The following is a 13,180-nucleotide window of genomic DNA, read 5'->3' on the forward strand; positions in this document are numbered from 1 at the left end:
CGAAGACGCCGGGCGCGCCAGGAAACGTCAGGTCACACCATGTTGCTGGCGATCACGCCCTTGTACCAGTGGGCGCTGCGCTTGAGGATGCGCCGCTGGGTGGCGTAGTCAACGTAGATCAGCCCCCACCGTTCCTCATAGCCCTGGTCCCACTCGAAGTTGTCCAGCAGCGACCACACGTGGTAGCTCTCCAGCGGCACTCCGTCGGCGATGGCCCGGTGGGCGGCCGCGAAGTGGTCGCGCAGGAACGCCACCCGCTCCACGTCGTCGATGTCGTCCTCGGGGCCGAGCACGTCGGGGCAGGGCAGCCCGTTTTCGGTGACGGTCAGCGGGATCGGGCCGTACTCGCGGGTGACCCGGGTGAGGATGTCGTACATGCCGTCCGGGTAGATCTGCTGCCAGAACGCCTCGGTGGTGGCGTGCCGCATCTCGGTCTCGCCGGTGCCGGTGACGTAGATCGGCGTGTAGTACTGCACGGCGAGCAGGTCCACCGGGGAGGAGATGATGGCCAGGTCGCCGTCGCGGATCGAGCGCGCGAACGGGCTGTCGGGCCCCTGGTCGGCCAGGACGTCCTCGGGGTAGAAGCCGCGCAGCGCCGAGTCCAGGTAGAGGCGGTTCTCGTACCCGTCGTAGAGGCGCGTGGCGGCGGCGGCCGCGGCGGAGTCGTCGGCCGGGTAGCACGGGTGCAGGTTGAACGCCGGCCCGATGCGCGCCGTGCTGCCGGTGGCGCGCAGCGCCTGGACCGCGAGGCCGTGGCCGAGTTGCAGGTGGTGCAGGACCTGGTAGGCGAGCGGCACGTCGTTCTTGCCGGGCGCGTGGTGGCCGGTGATGTAGCCGTTCTGCACGACGGTCTTGGGCTCGTTGACGGTCAGCCAGACCGGAATGGCGTCGCCGAGCGCCGCGTAGACGTGCTCGGTGTATTCGGCGAAGCGGTAGGCGGTGTCGCGGTCTTCCCAGCCGCCTTGGTCCTGCAGCGCCTGCGGGGTGTCCCAGTGAAACAGCGTGGCCATCGGCTCGATGCCGCGCTCCAGCAGACCGTCGACGATGCGCCGGTAGAAGTCCAGGCCCCGCTGGTTGGGCGCGCCGGTGCCGTCGGGCTGGATACGCGGCCAGGAGACCGAGAACCGGTACGACCGAATCCCGAGCTCGCTCATCAGGTCGAGGTCTTCGGGGTACCGGTGGTAGTGGTCGACGGCGACGTCGCCGGTGTCCCCGTTGCGGGTGCGGCCCATGTGGCTGTACGTGTCCCACACCGACTCGCCGCGGCCGTCGTCCTTCGCTGCTCCTTCGATCTGGTACGCCGATGTGGCGGCGCCCCAGCCGAAGCCCTCCGGAAAGACGAGCCCGAGCCGGGCGTCGGCCGCCGGGTCTCGGGACGGGTCGGTCGACCTACCCCCGTTGAGCAGGGCAGATCTGCCAGAGGTAGCGGTTGGCATCGATGCGGCGGTGGTGCCGCTCGACGCGCGCACCGGTAACGAGCCGGCGGCGGATAGCGCGGCACGGCGGCGGAAGTGCCGCCTGGTGAGTACGGACATGTTCGGGTCTCCTCGGTGGTGGCCCATCCCCCTTGGTCTGGGAGCGCTCCCAAGGCTAACCCGGATCGTGGCGGATGGAAATGGGGTGATCGGGTAGCGATGAGGCCGGGGAAACGGGCACATCGCTCGGCCGGAGCCGCACCCGCCGGTGATCAGGCGGGCCGCCCCGACCGGGCCCGTACGCACCCACGGCGGGACCGCGGGTGGCGTCGGTGCCGTAGCGCTGTCGGGTCCAGGGCGTCGCCCGTCATTCGGCCGGCGTGCCGCCTGGCGGCGCGGAGGCAGAATTATGGGCGCATGGGCTCATACAAGATGTCGGACACAGGGGCGGGTCGTGCGGTGGCGTGGAGCCGGTCCGCGTTGACCGGCCGGTGTGGACGGACGGCGACGGGCAGATGGTGCTGAGCAGGCACTGGAGAGCATGGCGCGGGGTCTGACCGACCGGTCGGGCGTCTAGCGCCTGTCCCGTCGACCGATTCCCCTATTCTTGAGAGGAAATTAGCGTGGGGACGGGGAGGGCAACCCCCGTCCCCACCATCAGTTACACACGCGCGATGAAGATTCTGCCTCCTCATCGCGCATGTCGCGCGGGAGCCGGGCCACGCGAGTGGCTCTGGTTCCACCTCCTCTCGACCGGGGGGTGAGACGCTGGCGGCGGAGTCCGGGCTGGCCCGCCGCCAGCTCTGCGGCTGAGCGGTGCGGGACGACGCCTAGGTGCTGGCGTGCCCCTGTAGTGTTGTCCCCCGCGAACTTGCATCGACATCAATGGAAGCGCTCCCATCGACGTTGGTTGGACTGTAGTACCCGTTACGGCTTTGTGAAAGACCCAAAACAAGATCGAAACACCTAGCCAACCGCAATGAAACCCGTGGATGTCGCTAGATCGCAGGTCAGGAGCGGTTTCGGGGATCGAGCGCCAGGGCAAAAACGCGCCCACTTGCTGCGGGAGCGCTCCCATGCAAGACTGTCGAAACATCGCGTGAGGGAGCCAACACCGCGCGAACCGAGGGCCGCCGAGGGCATCCGAGTCTAGGGACGGCGCCCCACATTGCTCAGTTGTGAACTGCCCCCGGCGCCTTCCGCCCTACGCGCCGCTCGTCATCACCGCGTAGAAGGCGCCAGCCGAAGCCCTCCTGGGCTCGGCTCGGTCCGCGAGGAGACACTCCACAATGAAGCTCACCGCAAGAAAACGCCGGGTGGCTTTCGTCGCCGCCGGCGCGCTGGTCGCGGGAGGGATGGTGGGCCTGCCCGTAAGCATGGCCTACGCCGCGACCGCCTGCGACGTGGTCTATACGACCAATGACTGGAGCACCGGCTTCACAGCCAGCGTGACGATCAGGAACATCGGCGATCCGCTGACGAGCTGGAACCTCGGCTTCGCCTTCCCCGGCAACCAGCGCATCACGCAGGGCTGGTCCGCGAACTGGACCCAGGCCGCCGGCAGCAACCAAGTGACCGCCACCAACATGCCGTGGAACGGAAGCATCGCCACCAACGGCTCGGTCAACATCGGCTTCAACGCCTCGTACTCGGGCACCAACGGAAAGCCGACCGCCTTCACGATCAACGGTGTGGCCTGTGGCGGCACCGCCAACCAGGCGCCCACCGTGACGCTGACCAGCCCGGCCCAGGGCGCGACGTTCACCGCGCCGGCGGACGTCACGTTCTCCGCCACCGCCAGCGACGCCGACGGCACGATCAACAGGGTCGAGTTCTACCGCAACGGCCTGCTGGTCAACACCGACACCACGGCGCCATACAGCTACCTCAACACCGCCCTGCCCGCCGGCAGCTACACGGTCCAGGCCAGGGCGTACGACAACGCGACCCCGGCGCTGACCGCGACCGCCGAACGGTCCTTCACGGTCACCGGCACCGGGCAGGCGAGCATCGTCACGCCCGCCACGCTCAGCATCGGTGAGGGCACCAGCGGCCAGCTGAACGTCAAGCTCAGCGCGGCACCCACCACCGCCAGCGTCACCGTCAACCTGGCCAAGACCGGCGACGCGGACGTCACCCTCGGCGCCACCAGCGCGACGATCACCTCGGCGAACTGGAGCACCGGCGTCAACGTGCCGGTGAGCGCGGCCCAGGACGCCGACAGCACCAACGACACGGCGACCATCACCGCGAGCGCGACCAACTACACCTCCTCGGTCACCGCGGTCACCGTGACCGACGACGAGGGCAGCACGCCCGGCACGTACGGCGCCGAGTTCCTGGAGCTCTACAACAAGATCAAGGCTCCGGCGAACGGCTACTTCAGCCCCGAGGGCGTGCCGTACCACTCGGTCGAGACGCTGATCGTGGAGGCCCCGGACCACGGGCACGAGACCACCTCCGAGGCGTTCAGCTACTGGCTGTTCCTGGAGGCGATGTACGGCCGCACCACGCAGAACTGGGCGCCGTTCAACAACGCCTGGAACATCATGGAGCGGTACATCATCCCGACCGAGACGCAGGGTGGCTACAACCCGAACGACCCGGCCGACTATGCCCCGAGGCCAACCAGCCCAGCCTGTACCCGCAGCAGGGCGGCCTGCTCAACTCCTCGATCCCGGTCGGCCAGGACCCGCTCTACAACGAGCTGACCTCCACCTACGGCAACAACCGCATGTACCAGATGCACTGGCTGATGGACGTCGACAACGTGTACGGCTTTGGCCGCTGCGGCGACCGCACCACCAAGCCGGCGTACATCAACACGTACCAGCGCGGCCCGCAGGAGGGCGTCTTCGAGACTGTCCCGCACCCGTCGTGCGAGACGTTCAACTTCGGGCGCACCGGCAACGGCGGCTACCTGCCGATCTTCATCGGTGACTCGACGTACACCCAGCAGTGGCGGTACACGAGCGCACCCGACGCCGACGCGCGCGCCGTCCAGGCCGCGTACTGGGCGCTGAAGTGGGCCAAGGAGCAGGGCAAGCAGGCGGACATCTCGGCCACCATCACCAAGGCCGCGCAGATGGGCGACTACCTGCGGTACTCGATGTACGACAAGTACTTCAAGAACCCGGGCTGCGCGTCGCCGACCTGCACCGCGGGCACCGGCAAGAGCAGCTCGACGTACCTGCTGTCCTGGTACTCCGCCTGGGGCGGCCCGCAGGGCAGCAGCAGCTGGGCGTGGCGCATCGGTTCCAGCCACAACCACGGCGGCTACCAGAACCCGTTCGCGGCCTGGGCGCTGTCCACCACGCCGGAGCTGATCCCGCGGTCCTCGACCGCGCAGACCGACTGGGCGACCAGCCTCACCCGGCAGATCCAGTTCTACACCTGGCTGCAGTCCGCCGAGGGTGCCATCGCCGGTGGCGCGACCAACAGCTGGAACGGCGACTACAGCGCCCGCCCGGCCGGCGCGCCGCAGTTCTACGGCATGACGTACGACGTGGACCCGGTGTACCACGACCCGCCGTCGAACCAGTGGTTCGGCTTCCAGGCGTGGACCATGGAGCGGGTCGCGGAGTACTACTACGAGACCGGCAACGCGCAGGCCAAGGCGCTGCTGGACAAGTGGGTCACCTGGGCGATCGCCAACACGACGGTCAGCGGCACCACGTACCAGATCCCGTCGACGCTGAGCTGGTCCGGCCAGCCCGGCGGCAACTGGACCAGCAGCACCACCTCGGTCAACAACGCCGGCCTGCACGTGTCCGTCGTGGACCACACGCAGGACGTCGGTGTTGCCGGCGCGTACGCCCGGACGCTGATCTACTACGGCGCCAAGGCCAACCACGCGCAGGCTCGCACCACGGCCAAGGCGCTGCTCGACGCCGTCCTTGCCCGCAAGGACACCCGCGGCGTGTCGGTGACCGAGACCCGGGCGGACTACAACCGGTTCGACGACGCCTACAACTCCAGCACCGGCCAGGGCCTGTACATCCCGCCGAGCTACACCGGCGTCATGCCGAACGGCGACGCGATCAACTCCAGCAGCACCTTCATCAGCATCCGGTCGTTCCTGCGCAACGACCCGGAGTGGCCGAAGGTGCAGGCGTACCTGAACGGTGGTGCGGCTCCAACGTTCACCTACCACCGCTTCTGGGCACAGGTTGATGTGGCCATGGCACTGCACGACTACGACCGGCTGATCGGCGCCTGACAACCGATCGGCAACCCCCTCGGGTGGGGATGGTTCCTCTCCTTCCCATCCCCACCCGAGGTACCCCTCTCATCTAGTCAGCCTGATTCCCACGGTCAGGCTTGCTAGACGGCCTGATTCCCACGGTCAGGCCAGCTAGTGGTGGGCCGGCCGGATTGGCCAACGCAGCGGTCCGGCTGGCCCACCACCCCAAATCATCCGGGCGGGTGGCACTACGGTGTCACTCGCCCGGCTCAATGTCACGACCGGTAGCAGCGCCAGGCGTTGGGATCGCGACCGTTGGACGTCTGCGCGAACGCGCTGCTCCCGTAGCGGATCCGGCACGCTGCGTTCATGTCCACGGTGGTGGGTGGCACGCCCCAGCGAAAGCACCACCAGCGCCCGTCGCCCTGCTGGCCCGGCTGCACGTAGGAGTCGCGGTCGCGCTGCTTGCACCAGGCGTCGGTGATGCCCCACAACTGGCCGCTGTCGCTCGGCCCGAGCAGGACCGGTTCGCGGGGCGGCGCGGCCGTCGTACGCCGCGGCGTCGGGCTGCTGCGGGCCACCGGCTGGCGCGACGAGGCCGTCGGCTTCGGCTTCGCCCACGACGGTGCGGGCGTGGGGGCCGCCGTCGGCGGCGCGACCTGCGTCACGGACTCCAGCGGCGTGGGTACGACGAAAGGGGCCGGCTCGGCGCTCTCGGCGGTGACCGACTGCGCGGAGTTCCAGGTCAGGCTCGTGCCGGAGACGAACGGCACCGAGCAGAGCAGCACCAGTGTGCCCAGCCCCACGGCCGCGCCCAGCCAGCCATACTCCCGCGCCAGCCGCTGCACCATGCTCACCGCGGCACTCTAACCACTCGTGTCACTCGGTGACTCCCACGACAGGCCAGGTCAAGGTCCATTTGTCGGTCAGCCGACAGCCAGCCATTTCGCGCGGGATCAGGCACATTCGCGTACCCCACAAACCGCCGGATGGGGTAACCTGTTTAAAGGAGAGGCCGCTTCCCCCGTGGCGGCCTCTCCTCTTTGTGGTTTGGGGTCCTCGCTGCGTTTGTCGCGTCTCCGCTCGTGTGGTTGGCTAGGTCCCCGTGCCCCGACTGCCGTCGCTGACCGGACTACGTTTCGCCGCCGCCTTCCTGGTGTTCGGGCTGCACGCGTACTCCTTCGTTCCGCTCGTCGACCCGTTCGCGCGGCGGGTCGCCAAGCTCCTGTTCGACGCCGGTGACCTGGGCGTCTCGTTCTTCTTCGTGCTGTCCGGCTTCGTGCTGACCTGGTCGGTCAAGCCCGGCCGCACGCCATGGCGCTTCTGGCAGGGGCGGATCGCGCGGGTCTACCCGGCGCACCTCATCGCGCTCGCGCTCGCCGTGGGCTCACTCGTCGTGACCGACCGGATACCGCCGATCTTCTGGGAGCCGCTCGGCGCCAGCGCGCTGCTCGTGCACGGCTGGTACACACAGGACTTCGTCTACCTCGGCATCAACCCGGTGGCCTGGTCGCTGTCCGCCGAGATGTTCTTCTACCTGTGCTTCCCGCTGCTACACGCGGGCCTGCGCCGGCTGCGCCCCGCGTACCTGTACGCCATCGGCGCCGCCCTCATCGCGGTGACCTGGCTCATGCCGGCCATCGCCACGGTCGCGGTGGCGCCCGAGCACGAACGCTGGTTCGTCTACATCTTCCCGGTGACCCGGATGGCCGAGTTCACGCTCGGCATCGTGCTGGCGCGGCTGGTCATCGTCGGCGCGTGGCGCGGGCCGGGGCTGCGCCTGGCCACCGGCCTGTTCCTGGCGAACTACCTCGCCGTCGGCTGGGCGCCCGCGCAGACCCGCGACACCGCGGCCACCATCGTCGGGACCGCGCTGCTCATCCCCGCGGCCGCGCGCGCCGACCTGAGCGGCGCCCGGTCGGTGTGGCGGCATCCGGTGGCCGTGCACCTCGGCGAGGTGTCGTACGCGTTCTTCCTGGTGCACCTGCTGGTCATCGTCACCGCGGTCGAGCTCTTCGAGATGCGCGGACCGTGGGCGTTCTGGCCGGCGGTCGGGATCGCCGCCGGCCTGCTCGCCGCCGCGTACGCCCTGGCGTACGCGGTGCACCGCTTCGTCGAGGTGCCGGGGATGCGGCTGCTGTCGCCTAGCCGGCGCTCGCCAGCGGCAGCGTCACGCGGCTAGCGCGCAGGTCCACGGTGACCTGCGTGCCGGCCCGGTAGCGCAGCGTGTAGTCGCGGTCGGTCGAGATGAGCACGATCCCGATCCGGTGCCCGGCCGCGAAGACGTGGTCCTGCGGTTGCATGCCCCAGGAGAACGAGTACGCCTTACCGGGCGTGATCGGGTCGGTACGCCAGATCGACTTCCGGTTGCGCACGTCCAGCCAGCCCCGGGACACGATCTTCCACGGCGTGGACTCCACGGTGTACCGCACGCGGTTGAAGCAGCCCGGGTCGCCGGGGATGCTGGGGCCGACGCAGTCCTGGCCCTCGCCCGGCGCCAGACCGGTCGCCCGGTCCGCCGTGCCGTAGTCGACCAGCAGCGCGGTCAGGTACGGCGAGCGACCGTCCAGGCTGGCCCGCACGTCCAGCCGCGGCGTCCCGGACAGGTGCAGCGGCCGGTCCAGCGGCGCGGTGAGGAACGCCAGCCGGTTGGGGTCGGCGGCCTGCTCGCCCGCGACCAGGTCCTCCGCGGTACGGCTCGGCGCGTCCACGAAGCTGGTGCCCTGCCCGGCCACGGCGAGCGGGCCGAGGCGCAGCGTGGTCGCCCGGGTGCCCGGCACCGGCCAATTGCGGTAGGTACGCCACTGGTTCGGCGCGACCTCGACGTCGGCCACCGGCTCGGCCATGATGCCGTTGTCGACCCGGTGCAGCCAGCTATCGAACCAGCGGTGCAGGGTCGCGACCCACTCCGCGCGGCGTACCGAGAACGGGCTGGTGTGCGGGCCCTGGTGCAGCCAGATCTTGCGCGGCACGCCCCGGGCCGCCAGCGCGTCCCACCACTGTCCGAAGTGCTGGGTCTTGACGTTCCAGTCGTTGAGGCCGTGCACGAGCAGCACGCTGGCCCGCACCTTGCCGGCGTCGCGCAGATAGTCGCGCTCCTGCCAGAACCTGCTGTAGTCGCCGGTTTCCCGGTCCTGGTCCCGCTCCAGCGCGGCGATCACGTCCGCGCACTGCTCCGGCCGCTGGCGGGTCAGCACCGCCTTGGCCAGGATGTCGGTGTCCTCGCCCTGGAAGCCGCCGGGGGCCACCACGCCGCCGTTGGCGCGGTAGTAGTCGTACCAGCTGGAGATGGCGGCGATCGGCACGATGGTCTCCAGGCCGCGCACCCCGGTCGCGGCGACCGCGTTGGGCAGCGTGCCGTTGTACGACGTACCCGTCATGCCGACCCGGCCGCTGGACCAGCGCGCGGCGGCCGGGCGGCCGTCGACGTCGGTGGCCCGGGCCCGCCCGGTCAGCCAGTCCACGACCGCCTTCATGCCGAGGGTCTCGTTCTCCCCGCCGGAGGTGGGGCAGCCGTCCGAGCCGCCGCTGCCGAGGCTGTCCGCGAACACCACCGCGTAGCCGCGCGGCACGAAGTAGTTGTCCAGGAACCCGCCGAAGAAGATCTCCTCCTCGACGCTGCGCGCGGCGGCCCACCGGGTGGCCGCGCCCGCGTCGTCCCGGTCGATGTCGTCGTGGTTGGGCACGTCGAGGATGCCGGCGTAGTACGGGCTCGGCTGGAAGATCGTGGGTACGCGCAGGCCCTGCTCGGTCTCGCGCGGCCGGATGATCCGCGCCTCCACCCGGTCGCGCCGGCCGTCGCCGTCGCTGTCGACCGTGGTCTCGATGAAGACCCGCTCCCGGATCGCCTGCGTGTAGTCGAACACCGGCTGGGTCACCCCGTCCCGCACCACCACCCGGGGCGCGGCGGACGCCGCCGCGGGACTCGCGAGTGTGACGATCATGCCGGCCAGCGCTGCCCCCATCAACCATCGCATGGCATCGACCCTAGCGGATGAGTGCGGGCAACACGCCGGTCGCGACCTCCTCCAGGACGGCTTCGTCGCCGGCGTACCAGCTGCTGGCGCGCGGCCAGTGGGTGACGACGTCGGTGAAGCCGTGCTCCGCCGCCCGCCCGACCGCGTCGGCGAAGTAGGCCGCGCTGGACAGCGAGAACACCGGCGCCGCGTCGAGCGAGAGGTACCTGTCCACGGTGGACGGATCTTTTTGTTCTTTCGCGAGCGTCTCGTCGAAGCGGTCGGCGTTGTCCCGTACCGCCCGCCACCACTGGTCCAGGTCGGTGGTCTTGGCGCCGGTCGTGATCCAGCCGGTGCCGTAGCGGGCGGCCAGCCGCATCGAGCGCGGACCGTTGGCGGCGACCACGAACGGCACTCGCGGCGACTGCACACTCCCGGGCGTGCCGCGCGCGTCGACGGCCGCGTAGTGCTCGCCGCGTACGGTCACCGGCTCGTCGCGCAGCAGCCGGTCGAGCACGTCGAGGAACTCGGCGAACCGGTCGACCCGGGCCCGCGCGGACAGCGCCGGCCAGCCCAGCACGTCGGCGTCGTACCCGCCGATGCCGCCCGCGCCCACGCCGAGCGTCAGCCGGCCGCCGGAGATGTCGTCCAGCGCCGTCACCTCCCGGGCGAAGTGCACCGGGTGCCGGAAGTTGGGCGAGGCCACCAGCGTGCCCAGCCGGATCCGCGACGTCACCATGGCGGCAGCGGTCAGCGTCGGCACCGCGTCGAACCAGGGCCCGTCGACCAGGTCGCGCCAGCCGACGTGGTCGTAGGTCCAGGCGTGGTCGAAGCCGTACGCCTCCGCGCGCCGCCAGCGCTCCGCGGCCGTCGCCCACCGCTGGTCCGCCAGAATCACGATGCCCACCCGCATGCGGGGCCACGCTACCCTGCGCTATGCACGTTCTTGAGCCGGACGCTCGAACCCTGCACGGCTACTTCTCCCCGGACTACCCGCCGGTGCTCACCGTCGAGCCCGGCGACACGGTCCGGTTCTCCACTCTCGACTGCTGGTGGTCGGCCGGGCCGTACACCGGTGGCGGCATCCAGAACCGGCCGCGCGCCGAGCACTACCGCGCCGGGTACGGGCACGCCCTGGTCGGCCCGATCGCGGTGCGCGGCGCCCGGCCGGGCATGGTGCTGGAGGTGCGCGTCGACGCGGTGGTCCCGGCCACCTGGGGCACCTGCGTGGCCGGCGGCTGGCCCAGCGCGTTCAACGAGCGGTACGGCGAGCTGGGCGAGACGGCAGTACACACCTGGGAGCTCGACCCCGAGGCGATGACCGGCCGCAACCAGCACGGCCATGGGGTGACGCTGCGGCCGTTCCTCGGCGTGATGGGGATGCCGCCGGCTGAGCCGGGTGAGCACTCGACCATCCCGCCGCGCCGGCACGGCGGCAACCTCGACTGCCGCGACCTGGTCGCCGGCAGCACCCTGTACCTGCCGGTTCCGGTCGAGGGCGCGCTGTTCTCGGCCGGCGACGGGCACGCGAAGCAGGGCGACGGCGAGGTCAGCGGCACGGCGATCGAGTGCCCGATGGACCGGGTCGAGCTGACGTTCGGGCTGCGCGACGACTGGGCGCTGACCGGCCCGGTCGCTCGTACGGCGGCCGGCTGGCTGACGATGGGCCTGGGTCCGACCCTGGACGACGCCACGTACGAGGCGCTGGAGGCGATGTTCGCGCTGCTGGGCCGGCTGCACGGGGTGTCCCGCCGGGACGCGATCGCGCTGGCCAGCGTCGCCGTCGACGTCCGCGTCACCCAAATCGTCAACCAAACGGTCGGCGTGCACGCCGTCCTCCCCCACGACGCACTCCACACCGCGTGACCGCGCCCCGCCCGCGGCGGGCGCCCCCCGTGCCCTCCGCCCGCCGATCAAGGACAACCCCGTCGATCAAGGGCAAACGGTCGTGGATCGGAGATCAAACCACGACCATTCGCCCTTGATCGGCGAGGAGGTCCTTGATCGGCGGGCGAGCGTCAACATCCGCCATGCCGGACCTCTGTTCGTGCGTGAGGTGCGGCTCCCGGTCCGGGCGGACCGGTCGGCGTACACCGCCTCGCCGATCAAGGGAAGGTGCGTCGATCAAGGGCATATGGCCGTGGTTCGGAGATCAAACCACGGCCATATGCCCTTGATCGGCGGGGAGGTCCTTGATCGGCGGGGAGGTCCTTGATCGGCGGGGAGGTCCTTGATCGAGGGGGAACGGCGAGGGGGTCCTTGATCGAGGGGCTGTGGTGGGCGTCTCTATCGGCTTCGGGTGGGCAGGGGGGCGGTGAGGGCGAGGACGGCGAAGGCGAGGACGCCGGCCACGGTCCGGAGAGCGTGGGCTATCTGCCAGCGGTCCCGCACGTCGGTCCAGTCCGACGGCGGGGATTGGACGTTCCAGTCGAGCTGGTCGGCGTTGATCGGCAGGTTGACCAGGAGGGTGAGGCCGAAGACGAAGACCAGGAGGGCGAGCGCGGCCACGGTCAGCCATCGCGTGTTCGTGCGGAAGGTCCGGTAGAGCAGCACCGCGGTGGCGATCAGCGCCGGGAGGAGCGTGGCGACGGCGAGCTTGTCGAGGGAGTCGAGCTCCACCAGCCGGACCTGGGTGTAGACGCTGCTGTCGAAGCCTCGCAGGGAGAGCTCCAGGACGAGGACCCCGGTGAGGAATCCGGCGAACAGTCCTGCGAACAGCAGGCTGGCGAAGCGCGCGTACCTCGTCATGACCATGCTCCTTTGTGGTCGGTGACCCAGTCGGCGAAGGTGCGGGCGGGCCGGCCGAGGATCTTGGCGACCTCGTCGGTGACCGTCGCGGGTCGTTGCGTCTCGCGCTGGTAGCGGGCCATGAGCGCCTGGACGAAACCCGCGTCGAGGCCGTTTCGGGTCATTGCTTGGGCGGCCATCTCGGCCGGGACCTCCTGGAAGCGCAGGGGCCGGCCGATCACCTCGCCGATGATCGGGACCAGCTCGTCGAGCCGCAGTGCCTCGGGCCCGGTGATCGGGATCTTGCGGCCGAGCAGGGAGTCGTCCAGCAGGGCTCGGGCGATGACCTCGGCGACGTCGCGCTCGTGGATCACGGCCTCGGCGAATCCCGGGTACGGGCCGCGGACGGTGTCGCCGAGGGCGAGCTGGCCGCGCCACATGCCGAGCGTGTTCATCGCGAACGAGCTGGGCCGCACCGCCACCCATGGCACGCCGCCGCCGGTGACGGCGCGCTCCACTTCGGTGTTGCGGTCGCCGTTGAACCGGGAGGGCTGGTGGTCGGGGTCGTCGTCCACGTTGATCGCCGACATGACGACCACCTTCGCCACGCCTTGGTCGGCGGCCAGTCGCAGGAGTTCCTCGATGCTGTCCTTGGCGGCGCGGGGATGGACGAACAGTCCCCGAACACCCTTCAGCGCGGTGGGGATCGCCTCGGGCGCGACGGCTTCGGTGCCGGCCGGTAGCCCAGCGTTGTGCGGGTCGCGGGTGACGGCCCGGACCTCGACGCCCTCCGCGAGGAGGGTTTCGACGAGGGGGCGTCCGATGACGCCGGTCGCTCCAGTCACCAGGTACATGGCGCATCCTTCCGCTTGCCGTATATTACGAGTCTCATAGTACTT

At 70.2% G+C, this 13,180-nt stretch carries 8 protein-coding genes and 1 pseudogene; 3 read left to right on the forward strand and 6 right to left on the reverse strand.

All coding sequences use genetic code 11. The annotated features are described in order from the left end of the window. Window positions 1-32: 32 nt before the first annotated feature. Window positions 33-1,535 carry a GH1 family beta-glucosidase gene (locus tag Prum_RS31605; protein ID WP_173079782.1) on the reverse strand — a complete coding sequence of 501 codons (1,503 nt, stop codon included), beginning with the start codon at window positions 1,533-1,535 and terminating at the stop codon, window positions 33-35. 1,256 nt (window positions 1,536-2,791) lie between these two features. Between Prum_RS31605 and Prum_RS31610 the strand changes: the two are divergent. Continuing rightward, window positions 2,792-5,634: pseudogene (locus tag Prum_RS31610) on the forward strand (glycoside hydrolase family 48 protein). Window positions 5,635-5,873: 239 nt separating this feature from the next. Here the strand turns inward: Prum_RS31610 and Prum_RS31615 are convergent. Next, the gene (locus Prum_RS31615) at window positions 5,874-6,455 is read right to left on the reverse strand and encodes a hypothetical protein (protein ID WP_173079783.1); all 582 of its coding nucleotides are present in this window, start codon (window positions 6,453-6,455) and stop codon (window positions 5,874-5,876) included. Window positions 6,456-6,703: 248 nt separating this feature from the next. Here Prum_RS31615 and Prum_RS31620 point away from each other — a divergent pair, with 248 nt between their 5' ends. Beyond that, window positions 6,704-7,780 carry an acyltransferase family protein gene (locus Prum_RS31620; RefSeq protein WP_173079784.1) on the forward strand — a complete coding sequence of 359 codons (1,077 nt, stop codon included), beginning with the start codon at window positions 6,704-6,706 and terminating at the stop codon, window positions 7,778-7,780. Here Prum_RS31620 and Prum_RS31625 read toward each other — a convergent pair. Next, on the reverse strand, window positions 7,743-9,575 hold the full coding sequence (locus tag Prum_RS31625; RefSeq protein WP_173079785.1) for a Xaa-Pro dipeptidyl-peptidase: 1,833 nt from the start codon (window positions 9,573-9,575) through the stop codon (window positions 7,743-7,745). The genes Prum_RS31620 and Prum_RS31625 overlap by 38 nt on opposite strands. Window positions 9,576-9,585: 10 nt before the next feature. Then, the gene (locus tag Prum_RS31630) at window positions 9,586-10,467 is read right to left on the reverse strand and encodes an LLM class flavin-dependent oxidoreductase (RefSeq protein ID WP_173079786.1); all 882 of its coding nucleotides are present in this window, start codon (window positions 10,465-10,467) and stop codon (window positions 9,586-9,588) included. A 23-nt stretch (window positions 10,468-10,490) separates the two neighbouring features. Here Prum_RS31630 and Prum_RS31635 point away from each other — a divergent pair, with 23 nt between their 5' ends. Continuing rightward, on the forward strand, window positions 10,491-11,420 hold the full coding sequence (locus Prum_RS31635; RefSeq protein ID WP_173079787.1) for an acetamidase/formamidase family protein: 930 nt from the start codon (window positions 10,491-10,493) through the stop codon (window positions 11,418-11,420). A 420-nt stretch (window positions 11,421-11,840) separates the two neighbouring features. On the opposite strand, the gene Prum_RS31640 is transcribed toward Prum_RS31635, so the two are convergent. Further along, window positions 11,841-12,302 carry an anthrone oxygenase family protein gene (locus Prum_RS31640; RefSeq protein ID WP_218577415.1) on the reverse strand — a complete coding sequence of 154 codons (462 nt, stop codon included), beginning with the start codon at window positions 12,300-12,302 and terminating at the stop codon, window positions 11,841-11,843. Further along, the gene (locus Prum_RS31645; protein ID WP_173079789.1) at window positions 12,299-13,135 is read right to left on the reverse strand and encodes an NAD(P)H-binding protein; all 837 of its coding nucleotides are present in this window, start codon (window positions 13,133-13,135) and stop codon (window positions 12,299-12,301) included. Before Prum_RS31645 ends, Prum_RS31640 begins: the two co-directional genes overlap by 4 nt. Between the last annotated feature and the right edge of the window lie 45 nt (window positions 13,136-13,180).

Source organism: Phytohabitans rumicis, assembly GCF_011764445.1.
Taxonomy (GTDB): domain Bacteria; phylum Actinomycetota; class Actinomycetes; order Mycobacteriales; family Micromonosporaceae; genus Phytohabitans; species Phytohabitans rumicis.